The organism is Bacillus sp. DTU_2020_1000418_1_SI_GHA_SEK_038, from assembly GCF_032341175.1.
In the GTDB taxonomy this organism is placed as follows: Bacteria; Bacillota; Bacilli; order Bacillales; family Cytobacillaceae; genus Cytobacillus.
On the sequence record NZ_CP135435.1, the window covers coordinates 1971282 to 1987951 of the forward strand.

Annotated in this window: 16 protein-coding genes; 13 read left to right on the plus strand and 3 right to left on the minus strand. The window is 37.8% G+C overall.

Features of this window, described 5'->3' with window-relative positions; all coding sequences use genetic code 11:
- Nucleotides 1-3 precede the first annotated feature (3 nt).
- The 3 genes from RRV45_RS09780 (at nt 4) to mutL (ending at nt 5339) form a co-directional block, all read left to right on the plus strand.
- Nucleotides 4-630, plus strand: coding sequence for a LysE family translocator (locus RRV45_RS09780; RefSeq protein WP_315668624.1), 627 nt, complete (start codon nt 4-6; stop codon nt 628-630).
- 183 nt (nt 631-813) lie between these two features.
- Nucleotides 814-3414, plus strand: a complete 2601-nt coding sequence (gene mutS / locus RRV45_RS09785) for a DNA mismatch repair protein MutS (RefSeq protein WP_315668990.1) — start codon at nt 814-816, stop codon at nt 3412-3414.
- 62 nt (nt 3415-3476) lie between these two features.
- On the plus strand, nt 3477-5339 hold the full coding sequence (gene mutL / locus RRV45_RS09790; protein WP_315668625.1) for a DNA mismatch repair endonuclease MutL: 1863 nt from the start codon (nt 3477-3479) through the stop codon (nt 5337-5339).
- Between the two features lie 101 nt (nt 5340-5440).
- Here the strand turns inward: mutL and mreBH are convergent, their stop codons facing one another.
- Nucleotides 5441-6448 (minus strand): rod-share determining protein MreBH, encoded by a 1008-nt coding sequence (mreBH, locus tag RRV45_RS09795; RefSeq protein WP_315668627.1) that lies wholly within the window; start codon nt 6446-6448, stop codon nt 5441-5443.
- A gap of 359 nt (nt 6449-6807) precedes the next feature.
- Between mreBH and miaA the strand changes: the two genes are divergently transcribed.
- From miaA to glnA, 7 genes are all read left to right on the plus strand, one after another.
- The gene (gene miaA / locus RRV45_RS09800) at nt 6808-7767 is read left to right on the plus strand and encodes a tRNA (adenosine(37)-N6)-dimethylallyltransferase MiaA (protein ID WP_315668629.1); all 960 of its coding nucleotides are present in this window, start codon (nt 6808-6810) and stop codon (nt 7765-7767) included.
- 27 nt (nt 7768-7794) lie between these two features.
- Entirely contained in the window at nt 7795-8025 is a 231-nt protein-coding gene (hfq, locus tag RRV45_RS09805) for an RNA chaperone Hfq (RefSeq protein ID WP_315668630.1), read from the plus strand.
- A 253-nt stretch (nt 8026-8278) separates the two neighbouring features.
- The gene (gene spoVK / locus RRV45_RS09810) at nt 8279-9226 is read left to right on the plus strand and encodes a stage V sporulation protein K (protein ID WP_315668631.1); all 948 of its coding nucleotides are present in this window, start codon (nt 8279-8281) and stop codon (nt 9224-9226) included.
- 189 nt (nt 9227-9415) lie between these two features.
- Complete coding sequence (hflX, locus tag RRV45_RS09815) at nt 9416-10672, plus strand: GTPase HflX (RefSeq protein ID WP_315668632.1); 1257 nt, start codon at nt 9416-9418, stop codon at nt 10670-10672.
- A gap of 13 nt (nt 10673-10685) precedes the next feature.
- Nucleotides 10686-11957: a methionine gamma-lyase family protein gene (locus RRV45_RS09820; protein WP_315668633.1), complete on the plus strand. Its 1272-nt coding sequence runs from the start codon at nt 10686-10688 to the stop codon at nt 11955-11957.
- A gap of 142 nt (nt 11958-12099) precedes the next feature.
- A complete protein-coding gene (locus RRV45_RS09825) occupies nt 12100-12498 on the plus strand; it encodes a MerR family transcriptional regulator (RefSeq protein WP_315668634.1) in 399 nt (132 codons plus the stop codon).
- A 34-nt stretch (nt 12499-12532) separates the two neighbouring features.
- Nucleotides 12533-13867: a type I glutamate--ammonia ligase gene (glnA, locus tag RRV45_RS09830; protein WP_315668635.1), complete on the plus strand. Its 1335-nt coding sequence runs from the start codon at nt 12533-12535 to the stop codon at nt 13865-13867.
- A 112-nt stretch (nt 13868-13979) separates the two neighbouring features.
- On the opposite strand, the gene RRV45_RS09835 is transcribed toward glnA, so the two are convergent.
- Nucleotides 13980-14273, minus strand: coding sequence for a DUF4257 domain-containing protein (locus RRV45_RS09835; protein ID WP_315668636.1), 294 nt, complete (start codon nt 14271-14273; stop codon nt 13980-13982).
- 228 nt (nt 14274-14501) lie between these two features.
- Nucleotides 14502-15125 (minus strand): transcriptional repressor LexA, encoded by a 624-nt coding sequence (gene lexA / locus RRV45_RS09840; protein WP_315668992.1) that lies wholly within the window; start codon nt 15123-15125, stop codon nt 14502-14504.
- 155 nt (nt 15126-15280) lie between these two features.
- Here lexA and RRV45_RS09845 point away from each other — a divergent pair, with 155 nt between their 5' ends.
- From RRV45_RS09845 to RRV45_RS09855, 3 genes are all read left to right on the plus strand, one after another.
- Nucleotides 15281-15604, plus strand: a complete 324-nt coding sequence (locus tag RRV45_RS09845; RefSeq protein WP_315668638.1) for a cell division suppressor protein YneA — start codon at nt 15281-15283, stop codon at nt 15602-15604.
- Between the two features lie 26 nt (nt 15605-15630).
- A complete protein-coding gene (locus RRV45_RS09850) occupies nt 15631-16287 on the plus strand; it encodes a YneB family resolvase-like protein (RefSeq protein WP_315668639.1) in 657 nt (218 codons plus the stop codon).
- Between the two features lie 138 nt (nt 16288-16425).
- On the plus strand, nt 16426-16662 hold the full coding sequence (locus tag RRV45_RS09855) for a DUF896 domain-containing protein (RefSeq protein WP_315668641.1): 237 nt from the start codon (nt 16426-16428) through the stop codon (nt 16660-16662).
- The last annotated feature ends 8 nt before the right edge of the window (nt 16663-16670 follow it).

Sequence of the window (16670 nt, forward strand, 5' to 3'; positions counted from 1 at the left end):
CAAATGGAGAATTATTGGCTTTTTGTCTTTATGTGTATAATGCTAATTATTTTGCCAGGGCCTGATACAGCCATTATTACTAGAAATACAATTTCAAAACGAAAAGCTGCAGGAATGAAAACTACATTTGGAACTCTTACTGCTCTGCTCATTCATACCCTAGCAGCTGTATTTGGTTTGTCTGCTCTAATTGTAAAGTCAGCTTTTCTATTTTCAATTTTAAAATATGTTGGTGCCATTTATTTAATCTATCTTGGCTGTAAATCAATCCTATATATTCTGAAAAAGCATCCTCAGACAAGTCAAGATTTAAATCAAGCTGAAAAATATAAAAATGCATCTTACTACCGTCAGGGTTTCCTAACTAATCTTCTAAATCCTAAGGTTGCTGTATTCTTTTTGACTTTTTTGCCTCAATTTGCAGGTAAAGGGGATAATGCTTTTTTTGAATTTTTAGCTTTGGGCTTAACCTATACAGTCTTAACACTGCTATGGTTTATTTTCTATATATACTTAATCAATTATATTAGTGAATTTATGAAAAAGCCTTCTACTATGAAGGCGGTAGAGGGGTTAACAGGAGGCATTCTTATACTTTTTGGCATAAAGCTTGCTTTGGAAAAAAACTAATTTGTCATGTTCTTAGTATCTATGTTTCTAGTAAATGCAGCGATCTTTCAAAAGGGTTGCTGCATTATTATTTTTGTCAGAACATTCATTTTAGATGATTATGTTATAATGAGGATATCATTTTCAGCCGAAGCTGCTGAGAAAAATAATCATATTGATATAAATGTTACTATGGAGGATACTATGGCTGGTTATACGCCTATGATACAGCAATACTTAAGTGTAAAGGCAGATTACAAAGATGCCTTTTTATTTTTTCGCCTTGGCGATTTTTATGAGATGTTTTTTGAGGATGCAATAAAAGCTTCACAGGAACTCGAAATAACGTTAACGAGCAGGGAGGGGGGCACGGAGGAGCGGATTCCGATGTGCGGTGTACCCTATCATTCTGCTCCTGGCTATGTTGAACAATTAATAGAGAAGGGGTATAAAGTAGCGATTTGTGAGCAAACGGAAGACCCGAAACAAGCAAAGGGTGTGGTGAAAAGAGAGGTCGTTCAGCTGATTACCCCCGGGACGATGATGGAGGGCAAAGGCCTTCATGAAAAAGAAAATAATTATTTAGCTTCTATTTCACATTTTGATGATAGTTCTTTCGGATTTGCCTTTAATGATCTTTCTACTGGAGAAACGAAGGTTACCCTTTTGACTTCTGGCTTTGATGAAGTGTTAAATGAAATTTCACTTTTAGGTGCGAAGGAAGTTGTTATTTCTTCCGGCTTTAACGAGGAATGGCAGCAGAAAATGAAAGAACGGACAGAAATGACCTTTTCCATTGAAGACGATCATATTCAAAAGGATCATTACCAACATTTACTTGAAGAAATTAATCAGGACAAGTTTCACCAAACCGTTTCCAGACTGTTTAACTATCTATATCGAACACAAAAGAGAAGCTTGGACCATCTTCAGAAAGTTACAATCTATCGAACACATCAGTATATGAAAATCGATTATTTCTCAAAGCGGAATCTAGAGCTAACTGAAACGATACGTTCCAAAGGGAAAAAGGGATCTTTGCTATGGCTTCTAGATGAAACACAGACAGCCATGGGCGGCAGATTATTAAAACAATGGATCGATCGTCCGCTTGTGAATGAGCAGGAAATTATTCGCCGCCAGAATCTAGTTGAAACATTTAAAACCTCATACTTTGAAAGGGAAGAACTAAGGGAGAAGCTAAAGGAGGTCTATGACCTTGAACGGCTTGCCGGAAGGGTTGCCTTCGGAAATGTGAATGCTCGGGATTTACTCCAGCTCAGACGTTCTTTACTGCAAATTCCTGGAATAAAGGACCTGTTATTGAATCTTTCCAGTTCAGAGGCACAGCATTTCTCTAATGGTCTCGATCCTTGTGAGGAGATTGTTGATCTGCTTGATAGGGCAATTGCAGAAAACCCCCCGCTTTCAGTTAAAGACGGGAATATGATAAAGGATGGGTATAACGATGAACTTGATAAGTTCCGTGATGCTACCCGAAATGGGAAAACGTGGATTGCTCAGCTAGAGAAACAGGAGCGGGAGAAGACGGGAATTAAATCTCTTAAGGTGGGTTATAATCGCGTTTTTGGCTACTATATTGAGGTGACTAGAGCTAATCTTCACTTATTAAAAGAAGGTCAATACGAGAGGAAACAAACGTTAACAAACGCAGAAAGGTTTATTACGCCAGAGCTAAAAGAAAAAGAGGCACTGATTCTGCAGGCAGAGGAAAAAAGCGTAGAGCTGGAATATGAGCTTTTCTTAAATCTTCGTGAGCATATAAAGGGATTTATTCCTAGACTTCAGGCGTTAGCAAAATTAATTAGTGAGCTTGATGTTCTTCAATGCTTTGCAACAGTGAGTGAAGAGAGACATTATGTGAAGCCAATGTTTTCTAAGGAAAACAGAGTCTTAATCAAGGATGGCAGACATCCAGTCGTTGAAAAAGTGATGAATGCGCAAAGCTATGTACCAAATGATTGTTATATGGATGCTGAAAGTGAAATGTTCTTAATCACAGGTCCTAATATGTCAGGTAAAAGTACTTATATGAGACAAATTGCCCTAACAGCAATTCTGGCGCAAATTGGCTGTTATGTACCAGCCTCAGAGGCGGTTTTACCTATTTTTGATCAAGTTTTTACAAGAATTGGTGCAGCGGATGATTTAATCTCGGGTCAAAGTACCTTTATGGTTGAAATGCTTGAAGCGAAAAATGCCATCATCCATGCAACGCAAAACAGTCTTATTCTCTTTGATGAAATCGGACGCGGAACATCCACATATGATGGAATGGCGTTAGCTCAAGCGATGATAGAGTATATCCATGATCGAATTGGTGCGAAAACGTTATTTTCTACTCATTATCATGAATTAACAGTCTTGGAAGAAAGTCTTGAAAAATTAAAAAATGTGCATGTAAGTGCCGTGGAACAAGATGGGAAAGTTGTTTTCCTTCATAAGATTAAAGAAGGAGCAGCGGATAAAAGCTATGGTATTCATGTAGCACAGCTTGCTGAATTGCCTGAAGAACTAATTCATAGAGCAAACGAGATCTTAACGGGCTTTGAGCAGAAGGTACCAGTACATGCTGCCGTACCGCCAAAAAAAGAATTACAAACATCTGCAGAGTCCGATTCCCAGCTATCATTCTTTGACGAGCCCATATTAGTAAAAGAAAACCCTGTCAATTCAAAGGAAAAACAGGTTCTGGAAAAAGTAAAATCACTAGATATTCTAGATATGACACCAATGCAAGCATTAAATACCCTTTATGAACTTCACAAAAAGCTAAAAATTTAAGGGGGAATTAGCCCCTCGTTACAAATAATAGAGAACTTTCTAAAATGGGGAGGTGAAGCTGAGTGGGGAAAATTATTCAGCTCGATGATGCACTTTCAAATAAAATAGCAGCAGGCGAGGTTGTGGAGCGTCCAGCATCCGTTGTGAAAGAACTAGTGGAAAATTCAATAGATGCAGGAAGTACAATTATTGAGATTGAAACAGAGGAAGCAGGATTAGCCAAGATTCGAATCATTGATAATGGGGACGGTATTGCTGAAGAAGATGTGCTTACTGCTTTCCAGCGTCATGCGACAAGTAAAATAAAGGATGAAAATGACTTATTTCGTATTCGTACACTAGGTTTCCGTGGTGAAGCATTGCCAAGTATTGCTTCTGTTTCAAAAGTCGAAATGAAAACCTCGACTGGGGAAACCGGTACAAGAATCGTTGTTGAAGGCGGTAAGCTAGGAGCAGTAGAAAAAGCACCCGCTAGAAAAGGGACAGACTTAGTTGTTTCTGATTTATTCTTTAATACACCTGCACGTTTAAAATATATGAAAACCATTCATACCGAGCTTGGTAATATTACAGATGTTGTCAATCGTTTGGCTCTAGCACATCCAAAGGTATCAATCCGGCTTATTCATAATGATCGAAAGCTGCTTCAAACGAATGGAAACGGAGATGTTCGCCAAGTTTTAGCTGCCATATATGGAATGAACATCGTGAAAAAAATGATTCCTATTAAAGCGAGCTCTCTGGATTTTCAAATAAGCGGCTATGCTGCATATCCTGAAGTAACAAGAGCCTCGAGAAATTATATTTCAACGATGATAAATGGCAGATTCATTAAGAATTATGCATTAGCGAAGGCAATCCAGGAAGGCTACCATACCCTTCTGCCTATAGGCCGATATCCAATTGTTTTAATTAATATTAATATGGATCCTTTACTTGTTGATGTCAATGTCCATCCTTCTAAAATGGAAGTCCGATTAAGTAAGGAGCAGGAATTATATGAGCTTGTCATCAAAACAATTAAAGCTGCCTTTAAGAAGGAAGAGTTGATTCCGGCAGGGTTTACCGAGCCAAAATTAATGCAGCCGAAACAGGAACAGATCTTTTTGCAACTAGATCATATTCCTGAAAAAAAGGAATTTAAAGAGGAAAGCTTTGTCCACCCAGCTATTTCATCTATTGTTAGGGAAGAAAGTATGAGTACTGAGATGACTGCAGATGATTCGGAGCCGAAGTCAGAAATAGTCTCAACATATGTTGAACACGATTTCAGCACAAATGAAAAAAGAGCGGAAACCACGGGGATTTCGAATATGGAACAAGTGGATCGGCAAGAGCGAACGCGAATTCCACCGTTGTATCCTATTGGACAAATGCACGGAACGTATATTTTCGCTCAAAATGAAAAGGGATTATTTATCATCGATCAGCACGCAGCTCAAGAGCGGATTAAATATGAATTTTTTAAAGAAAAGGTTGGACAAGTGGCAAGTGAACTACAGGAAATGCTCATACCGCTTACCTTTGATTACTCAACAGATGATTATATAAAAATTAATGAATATAAAGGAGAGTTAGAAAAGGTCGGCGTTTTCCTTGAGCCGTTTGGTCATAACAGCTTTATCATCCGCTCTCATCCGCAATGGCTGCCTAAAGGAGAAGAGAAGGAGATCATCGAGGATATGATTGAGCAGCTCCTGTCTATGAAGAGGGTTGATATTAAGAAGCTTAGGGAAGAAGCGGCGATCATGATGAGCTGCAAGGCTTCTATCAAAGCTAACCATCATTTAAGGAATGATGAAATTCAGGCATTGCTTGATGAATTAAGGCAGACCTCTGACCCCTTCACTTGTCCGCATGGCCGCCCGATCATTATTCATTATTCTACTTATGACATGGAAAAAATGTTTAAGCGTGTTATGTGACAACTAGATATTCATAAAGATACCGATAATAATATTATGTAAACTAAAATCAAATAAAGGGAGCATTTTCCATATGGATAATGCTCCCTTCGTATATATATTTACTTAATAGCAGTTTGTAATTTTCCTATATATTTCAATGCCTTGCCTGTCCCAATTGCCACAGATTCAAGTGGACTTGGCGCAAGATGAACTGGAACAGAAATCTCTTTAGAAAGCCATTGCTGCATTCCGTTAATAAGTGCGCCTCCGCCTGATAGAATAACGCCTCTATCTACAATATCTCCCGACAATTCAGCAGGACTCTCTTCTAAAGTGGCGCGAATGGCCTCAAGTATGTGAAGCAACGATTCTTTAATAGCATCCCGAATGGCATAGGATGATAAAGTAATGGTTTTGGGAAGGCCTGTAACAAGATCCCGTCCGCGAATTTCCATTTGTAACTCTTCGTGGTCTATGAGTGCATAACCTATTTCCATTTTTACTTTTTCGGCAGTCCGTTCTCCAATTAAAACGTTAAAATCTTTTCGAACATATTGGATAATATCTTCATCCAACCTGTCACCGCCTACTCGGATGGAATGACAGGCCACAACGCCACCATAGGAAATAATAGCTACTTCTGTCGACCCGCCGCCAATGTCCACTACAACATTGGCTATTGGTTCATCTACAGGCAAACCAGCCCCAATCGCCGCTGCTACGGGCTCCTCTATTAAATGAACATGTTTTGCCCCAGCATGACGAACAGCATCATGAATGGCTCTTCTTTCAACACTTGTAGATCCTGATGGAGTACAAATTACTACATTAGGTTTTCTAATGGCAAAGCCAGCCTTTTTAGTAGCTTTTGCAATTACATAGCGCAGCATTTCAGTAGTCGTATCATAGTCAGCTATAACACCATCCTTTAATGGGCGAATGGCAATAATTCTTCCGGGTGTTTTCCCGATCATTTCCTTTGCTTCTTTTCCTACAGCCAACACCTTTTTCGTATTCGCATCAAGCGCTACAACAGAAGGTTCATTAAAAGTGATTCCTTTATTTTTACTATATACTAAGATATTAGCTGTTCCTAAATCAATGCCTAATTCAGAAGTTGATATCATTATTTACTCCCACCTAATCTATTACTGAATATCTAATTACTCTCGATATTCTTCTACTAAACTATCATGATTAAGGGGGTATCGATTGAATTGTTATGAAATCGTTAATAAATTGTAATGAAACAAGAAAATAAAACCATAAACATGAAAACCTTAGTAGAATAAAATAAGAATAATGAATAAATGAATGGAATCATGACAATAATGTTTAAATGTGAAAAACGAATCCAACCATTTACATGCATAACCACTGAAAGTAGTTCATGTTTATGATACTATAGGGGAACAGCGCCTTTCTTCCTAACGTAAAGAGGTGCTATTGACTAATGTAGTTCAATAAAGGCAGTGTGAACAGATAAATGGGAAAAGAAAAGCTTGTTGTGCTCATTGGGCCAACTGCGGTCGGGAAAACGAAGCTAAGTATTGAGTTAGCTAAAAGGCTGAATGGAGAAATTATTAGCGGTGATTCGATGCAAATCTATAGAGGCATGGATATTGGCACTGCAAAAATTAAACAGGATGAAATGGAGGGTATTCCCCATCATTTAATTGATATTAAAGATCCAGATGAGCCTTTTTCTGTTGCAGAATTTCAGGAACTTGTGAGGGAGAAAATTTCCGAGATTACCTTAAGAGGAAAAATGCCGATGATTGTTGGTGGAACTGGCTTGTATATCCAGTCTGTTATTTTCGATTATCACTTTTCAGATGCCCCATCTGATGAGGCTTTTCGTCATATGCTTGAAAAAAAGGCAGAGGCCGAGGGAAATGAAAGTGTACATCTCGAATTAAGCAAGGTTGATCCCGAAAGCGCAGAAAGAATTCATCCTAATAATATTCGCCGAGTCATAAGAGCATTGGAAGTTTATCATTGTACTGGTAAAACGATAAACAAATTACAGGAAAACCAGAAGCCAGAGCTTATGTATAATGCAGCTATTATTGGGCTAACAATGGATAGGGACATATTATATCAGCGAATCAATACGAGAGTCGATTTGATGATCAAAGAAGGACTCCTTGAAGAGGTTGAATGGTTATTTAATCAGGATATTAAGGATTGTCAATCAATTCAGGCAATAGGCTATAAGGAACTCTATGAATATTTTAGCCATAGCATTTCATTAGAGGAAGCGATTTCTCTGTTAAAGCAGAATTCACGCCGTTATGCAAAAAGGCAGCTCACATGGTTTCGAAATAAAATGAATGTTGATTGGTTTGATATGTCGGAAGTTGTTACGTCAGGCATGTTTGAAAAAAAACTTGCGGAAATTTCAACGCATATTGAAGGAAAGCTGCAAATAAAATCGAATACATAGAGTAGAGATAAAAGAGGAGGATATAAGATGAAAACATCTATTAATATTCAAGACCAATTTTTAAACCAGCTTCGGAAGGACAATACAAATGTAACCGTGTTTTTATTAAACGGATTCCAAATTAGAGGCCAAATAAAAGGCTTTGATAATTTCACAGTTCTTTTTGAATCTGAAGGAAAGCAACAGCTTGTATATAAACATGCAATTTCTACATTCGCGCCTCAGCGCAATGTTCAAATCGATATGGAGAACCAATAATTACTACTCGAGTTGAATAAGGGTTCCACTTCTTAGGAAGTGGAACCCTTTATATTTTTATTGGAAACCAAACAGGGTGTAAATTAGGCTTTTACAAAAACCTTTAATGAAGTAAGAATCAAATGAATACATATAGATAAGGAATTTTTTCACTAACAATAAGTGGAATCTTGATCCTATGAAGAAAATGGGCTTTTGTCACAATCTAAACTTCTATGCGTATACTGTTTCTGAGAACGTGAGGTGAAAGCTTTTGGACCAGCCAATTCGAATGAAGAATAATGGACAGATTAGCATTGTCCTTAATTCGCAAAATCGCAAAACCTTAACGAAAGAACTGCCTGAATCTCAAGCCTTACCTAAAGTAATTCCACCAGAGCATACGGCACTCAAAGATATTGAAGAAGAATTAGGTGCTCTTGTAGGAATGGAAGAAATGAAAAGAATGATAAAGGAAATTTATGCATGGATATATGTGAATAAAAAACGTGAAGATGCAGGCCTAAAGGCAGGAAAACAGGCACTTCATATGATGTTTAAAGGAAACCCTGGCACAGGTAAGACAACGGTTGCCAGATTAATCGGAAAGCTTTTTCAAAAAATGAATGTTTTATCAAAAGGACATTTAATTGAAGCAGAACGTGCGGATCTCGTTGGTGAATATATTGGCCATACAGCACAGAAGACGCGGGATTTGATCAAAAAAGCTTTAGGCGGGATCCTGTTTATTGATGAAGCTTATTCTCTTGGAAGAGGCGGAGAAAAGGATTTTGGAAAGGAAGCCATCGATACGCTGGTTAAACATATGGAAGATAAACAGCATGAATTTATTCTTATCCTTGCAGGCTATTCGAGGGAAATGGATTACTTTCTCACCTTAAATCCTGGATTGCATTCACGATTTCCATTAGTGATTGATTTTCCTGATTACTCCGTTGCTCAGCTCATGGAAATTGGGGACAGAATGTTAAAAGATCGGGAATATACGTTAAGCCATGAAGCGGAAAAAAAGCTGCATGACCATTTACTATGGATCAAAACTCATTTAAATCCGGTAAGCTTCTCAAATGGCAGGTATATTCGAAACGTCATAGAAAAGTCGATAAGAGCTCAGGCAATGAGGCTATTAATGCAGAATAGCTATGACAGGCATGAGCTAGTGACAATCCGGAGCAATGATTTAGTATTTGAAGGGGATTAAGAACAGAAGGATTCCACTTAACAGGAATCCTTTTTCAATACACTGAAGGGGAGTCCTAAAGAGTATTGCACCTTTATTTTTTCGTAAAATAACGATAATCACACACAAATTAGAGTTAATTTCTTGGTTTTGTTATGATAGGATTAAGTGATTTCCGTAATAAAGTATAAAAGGAAAGAAGGATGCTGATTGGAGCAAAAGCATAATTTTGAAAAAGTAATTCTCGTTGGATGTCAGACTAATGAAGATGATCAGCAATTTGCGTATTCGATAGAAGAATTAGGCTCTTTAACTGAGACAGCAAAAGGGAAAGTCGTTGCAACCTTATCGCAAAAACGTGATCGCATCCATTCGGCTACATATATTGGAAAGGGCAAGGTTGAGGAATTAACGGCCCTCCAAGAAGAATTAGAAGCAGATTTAATTATCTTTAATGATGAATTATCGCCAAGCCAAGTACGAAATCTTGCAGCAAATGTAGATGCAAAAATAATTGACCGGACACAATTAATATTAGATATTTTTGCACAGAGAGCACGTTCGAAAGAGGGGAAGCTGCAGGTTGAACTAGCTCAGCTGCAATACTTGCTGCCAAGATTGACAGGTCAGGGAACACAGCTTTCAAGGCTAGGAGGAGGAATTGGCACTAGAGGACCAGGTGAAACAAAATTAGAATCTGATAGAAGACATATTCGAGGTCGCATCAATGAAATTAAAAACCAACTATCTGTTATTGTTCAGCATCGGGACAGGTATAGAGAAAGAAGAAAAAAGAACAAAGCGTTCCAAATCGCAATTGTAGGCTATACAAATGCTGGGAAATCGACATTGTTTAACAGATTGACAGAGGCAGATTCCTTTGAAGAAAATCAGCTATTTGCAACCCTTGATCCGATGACTAGAAAGTTAATTATGCCAAGCGGATTTACGACTCTTCTGACGGATACAGTAGGTTTTATTCAAGATTTGCCAACTACGCTAATAGCTGCATTCCGCTCGACCCTTGAAGAGGTTAAAGAGGCGGATTTAATCCTGCATGTTGTTGACAGTGGAAGTCCAGATTATTATCAGCATGAAGAAACGGTAAATGAACTATTGAAGGAACTTGAAAACGAAAAGATACCACAACTAACTGTATATAATAAGAGAGATATTAAGCACCCTGATTTTGTTCCAATTGCAAAAACAAAGGCTATTCTAATCAGTGCATTTGACGAGCAAGACCGCAATGGGCTAAAAAGCATGATTGAAGAAATGATTCTGGAAATGATGAATTATTATCATGTAGAGGTACCTTCTTCAGAAGGAAAGCTTCTGTCCCAGCTCAAAAATGAAACAATATTACGGGAACTATTTTTCCATGAAGAAAAGCAAATCTATGTATGTAAGGGCTATTACCTTGAGAACCACCATATTGGTGGGCAGATAAATAAATACAAAATGTAGATAGGAGAACATCATGTTTCAACAGTTATCAAATGGGGAAAAGCTGCAGCCAATTGTTACTGAAATTGAGCAGCAAATTGCTAATGTATTAGTAGGGATCGATAAAAAAATTGATGAAAATCAATTTCGTGTGCTTAATAGCTTTCAAAACAATCGGGTAAGTGATTCTCATTTTATTCCAACGACTGGCTATGGCTACGATGATATGGGCAGGGATACTCTAGAAAGGATCTATGCAGAGGTATTTGGAGGAGAATCGGCAGTCGTCCGTCCGCAAATTATTTCCGGAACACATGCCATCTCTATTGCCTTATTCGGGGTCCTTCGTCCTGGAGATGAACTTCTGTATATAACTGGAAAACCATATGACACATTAGAAGAAATAGTAGGCCTAAGGGGCAATGGTGTTGGTTCCTTGAAGGAATTCGGCATTACATATAATGCTGTTAACTTAACGGCAGATGGGGCAGTTGATTATGAAGCTGTAGCAAAAGCAATTAAGCCACAAACAAAAATGATCGGCATACAGCGTTCAAAAGGGTATGCAACTAGACCTTCCTTTACTATTGCTCAAATTGAAGAAATGATTAAATTCGTGAAGGAAATTAAATCAGATGTAGTAGTTTTTGTCGATAACTGCTACGGAGAATTTGTTGAAACAAAAGAACCATGCCATGTAGGTGCTGATTTAATGGCAGGTTCATTAATTAAAAACCCTGGAGGCGGACTGGCTAAAACAGGCGGCTATATAGTGGGTAAAGAGAAATGGGTAGAGGCATGCTCATATCGCATGACTTCTCCAGGAATCGGTGCTGAAGCCGGTGCATCATTATACAGCCTGCAGGAAATGTATCAAGGCTTTTTCCTAGCTCCTCATATTGTCGGCCAAGCACTAAAGGGAGCTGTTTTTACCTCCGCATTTTTAGAGAGGCTTGGAATGAATTCTTCACCAAAATGGGATGCGAAAAGAACGGATTTAATTCAATCTGTCCAATTTGATGACCGTGACAAGATGATTGCATTTTGTCAGGCTATCCAATATGCTGCACCGATTAATTCACATGTTACACCATATCCAAGTGCGATGCCTGGATATGAAGATGAGGTGATTATGGCAGCCGGAGCTTTTGTACAAGGAGCTAGCATTGAATTGTCAGCAGACGGTCCGATTAGACCGCCATATGTGGCATATGTTCAAGGCGGACTCACTTATTCTCACGTAAAAATTGCCATTTGTACAGCGATAAATGGGTTAATCGAAAAGGGTTTAATTCATATTGACTAATTGAACATACTAAGGACAGCGAATACATAAGCTGTCCTTTTCATTTTTTAAAATTTCATGTTAGGAAACCTAACATCATGTTGACAAGAAACCTAACATCCGGTTATATTAAGTTGTAAATAAGAAAAGGGAGGAGAAATAAGTGACTGGAAGCAAGATTCGCCGTTCCATGCCGCTTTTCCCAATTGGCCCAGTCATGCAGTTAACCGAATTATCTGCGCGTCAAATTCGGTACTATGAGGAGCACCAATTGATTTCTCCAGCTAGAACAGAAGGTAATAGAAGAATGTTCTCACTAAACGATATTGATAAGCTCCTGGAAATTAAAGATCTCATTGACCAAGGGGTAAATATGGCTGGAATTAAACAGCTGTTTTCTATCAAGGATCAAAGGCCTGCAGATCTATTAAAAGATGAAAAAGCAGAACGAGAGCTGACAAATGATGAAATTAGAAGACATCTGCGCAAGGAAATTGTGAGGGCAGGTCGATTTCATTTACCATCATCTCATCAAGTAAATATGAATCGTTTTTTTCATTAACGATTTTGTTTAACAACTAAGGAGGAACCTATTAATGGCAAAGTTCACGAAAGAAGACATTAGAAGAATTTCAGATGAAGAAAACGTTAAATTTATTCGTCTCCAGTTTACTGATATATTAGGAACGATTAAAAACGTTGAAATCCCGATCAGTCAGCTAGAAAAAGCTCTTGATAATAAAATGATGTTTGATGGTTCCTCCATTGAAGGTTTTGTTCGTATTGAAGAATCTGATATGTATTTATTTCCAGATCTAGATACATGGGTTGTTTTTCCATGGACTGCTGAGAAGGGAAAGGTTGCTCGTCTAATCTGTGATATTCATAATGCAGATGGAACACCATTCCAAGGGGACCCGCGAAATAATTTAAAACGTATTTTGAAGGAAATGGAAGAAATGGGTTTTACGGACTTTAATCTTGGACCTGAGCCAGAATTCTTCTTATTCAAGCTTGATCAGAATGGAGATCCATCTCTTGAACTGAATGATAATGGTGGCTACTTTGATCTTGCTCCTACAGATCTTGGTGAAAACTGCCGCCGAGATATCGTTCTTGAACTAGAAGAAATGGGTTTTGAAATTGAAGCATCTCACCATGAGGTAGCTCCAGGACAGCATGAAATTGATTTCAAATACGCGGATGCCCTAACAGCTTGCGACCAAATTCAAACATTTAAATTAGTCGTAAAAACGATTGCTCGTAAACATGGCCTTCATGCTACATTTATGCCAAAGCCTCTTTTCGGTGTGGCAGGATCAGGGATGCACTGCAATGTGTCTCTATTTAAAGAAGGGAAAAATGCCTTCTTCGATGATAAGGGCAATTTGCAGCTAAGTGATTATGCCCGCCAATTTATTGCAGGTATTTTGAAGCATTCAACAGGCTTTACTGCTGTTACTAATCCGACAGTAAATTCCTATAAGCGGTTGGTGCCAGGATATGAAGCACCATGCTATGTAGCTTGGTCAGCACAGAACCGTTCTCCATTAGTGCGCATACCATCATCAAGAGGAATAAGCACACGTGTAGAGGTTAGAAGTGTTGATCCAGCTGCAAACCCTTATCTTGCAATGGCTGTCTTATTAAAAGCTGGACTGGATGGCATTAAGCATGGCCTTATTCCACCTGCATCTGTTGACCGAAACATTTATGTTATGAGTAAAGAAGAAAGAATGGCTGAAGGAATTGATGATCTTCCTTCAACATTAGCAGAAGCACTTGATAAGCTGAAAGCAAATGAGGTTATCGTTTCAGCATTAGGCGGACATATTTTTGAACACTTTGTAGAGGCAAAAGAGATTGAGTGGGATATGTTCCGTACGCAAGTGCATCCGTGGGAGCGGGAGCAGTATATGACGATGTATTAATATTTGAAGCCCTGATTTGTTCAGGGCTTTTACTCTGTCATTCAATAAGAACTTGGGGGAAGAACGTATGAAGAAAAATCCCCGCTTTTATTAGCAGGGAAAAGATAATATTCTATTGATTCCGATCTTCTTTTCTTAATTTTAAGAATTCAAGACATTTAAGCAGAGTGTCTCCGCCTAAACCGGCAATAATTGATAAGGAAACAACTTTAAATGCTGAATCAGGCTCGTAAAAAGTGACTAAACAAGCAGCAGCAAGTCCACCTAAAATAACTTCTTCTAAATACCCGAGGTAAATGAATTTTTTTGTTTTTCTAGGCTTAATTATTCTTCCTTCTTTACTAATATGTCCTGCAGCACCGACAAGTCCACCAATCAAAACAGCGAAGAAAATGTTCAAATACATTTGTACTTCACCTCCTAAAGTCGAGATTTTTTAAAGCGACCTTAGGTTGATTCTGGGTGTATTATTATTTTATAGAATTTTCCAATAAATAGAATGTGTATAAATATTCATTTTTTGGAAAAATTAATAGTATAGAAATCATATGTTTTATTTAAAAATAAGAAGGTATCCTACTTATGTATTGATATTAAAGAAAAGCCGGCAAATAGATGCCCGCTTTCATTCATACTAATGAATCTGCCGATATACGCCAATCACCTTGCCTAAAATGGAAACATTACGAAGAATAATTGGTTCCATTGTAGAGTTTTCTGGCTGAAGTCTAATATAATCTTTTTCCTTAAAAAATCTCTTAACAGTTGCTTCGTCATCCTCAGTCATCGCAACAATAATATCACCATTATTAGCTGTTTGCTGCTGCCTTACAATGACATAATCCCCGTCTAGTATTCCTGCCTCCATCATACTCTCACCCATAATTTCAAGCATAAAAACCTGCTCTGCATCAGGTGCCAGTCTTTCAGGCAGAGGAAAATATTCCTCAACATTTTCAATAGCTGTTATTGGCTGACCAGCTGTTACTTTTCCCACAATAGGCACATTTACGATCTTATAATCAGGGGCCTGTACAGTTCCTTCTAAATCTAATATTTCAATAGCGCGCGGTTTCGTTGGATCTCTCCGGATTAAGCCTTTGCTTTCTAATCTAGCAAGGTGGCCATGGACAGTAGAGCTAGAGGCTAAACCTACTGCTTCGCCAATTTCTCTAACAGATGGTGGATAACCTTTTTGTTTAACTTCATCTTTAATAAAATTTAATATATCCTGCTGCCTTTTTGATAATTTCGCCATCATAATCACACCTCTTATGATTTTCTTTCCCTAATTATAGCATCACTTACCATATAGTACAAACATAAGTTCGAATAATCGTTGACACAAAACAAATGTTCGGTTTATAATATAGTTAAATAAGCGAACATATATTCTTAATGAGGTGTGTAAGTATGAAAAAATTGTGGAATCAATATTCGTATGCTATTATTCTATTCGTTTTAAGCTTTCTTACTGTATTCATCGTAATTAATCAGCTTGGAGAATCTGAAAATATAAATTATATGAAAATCACTGTTAATGATGGTGATACACTATGGCAAATAGCTGAAGACTTTTCAACGAATCATGAATTAACAGCAATGGAGTTTATTAACTGGGTCGAGCGGAATAACGGAATTTCGGGGGAAAGGATCTTTCCAGGAGATGAACTCGTTATTCCTGTATTAGAGGATTATTCTTCACAAGTGCATACCGAGTTAGCAAGTTCCCATTAATATATCTTTAGGGAAGGGCATTACATATGAAAGCAATTATTTACTGCAGGGTAAGCACAACTAAAGAATCACAGGAAACCTCACTTGCTAGACAAGAGGAAGAATTAACAGAGTTAGCAAATAAAAATGGCTTTGAAATTGTTCAGGTAATTCGTGAACAGGCCAGCGGCTATGGTTTAGATCGCGATGGAATTATTGAGCTTCTCTCACTGATTAAAGATAAAGACGTAAAATATGTTCTCATCCAGGATGAGACTAGACTTGGCAGAGGCAATGCAAAGATGGCTATTCTACACTGTATATTAAAAGAAGGTGTTTCATTATATAGTGTTAGCCATAACGGGGAGCTTCAGCTTTCTGAGTCGGATTCAATGGTATTAAATATTGTGAGTTTAGTAGAGGAATACCAGAGAAAAATACATAATATTAAAATAAAGCGGGGAATGAAGCGTGCAGTTCAAAAAGGATACAGACCTGAGAAAAATCTTACAAATCTAGGCATACATTCTGGCAGGGATCGTATTGAGGTTCCGATTGAAGAAATAGTAAGACTTAGGAACAATGAACTGACATTCTCAGAAATTGCAGCAACCCTAACAGGCCTTGGTTATCAAATATCAAAAGCTACAGTACATCGAAGATACCAGGAATACATAGATACAAAAACAGAAATTAAAAAGTAAACTGATACTCCTTTATATAAATTATTAAAACTTTATCAAATTGGGTAGAGTTTTTTTCTTAATATGCCTTTCTTGTCAAAAGGACTCTTTTTTAGTAACATGGCAATGGGATTCAATGAAATATAAAGGAGCTAAACTATGCTGCCAAAAGATAAACTAGATCGAATTAATGCGCTTGCAAGGAAAGCAAAGGAAGTAGGATTAAATGAAACAGAGGCCAAGGAACAGTCAGCACTTCGCAAAGAATATTTGCAGACCTTTCGATCATCTATGCTGACTACACTTAAAGGTGTTACCATTGTTGACCCTAAAGGAAATGATGTTACACCTGAGAAACTTAAAAAGATTCAAAAAAACAAAGATCTTTTACATTGAGAATTTTG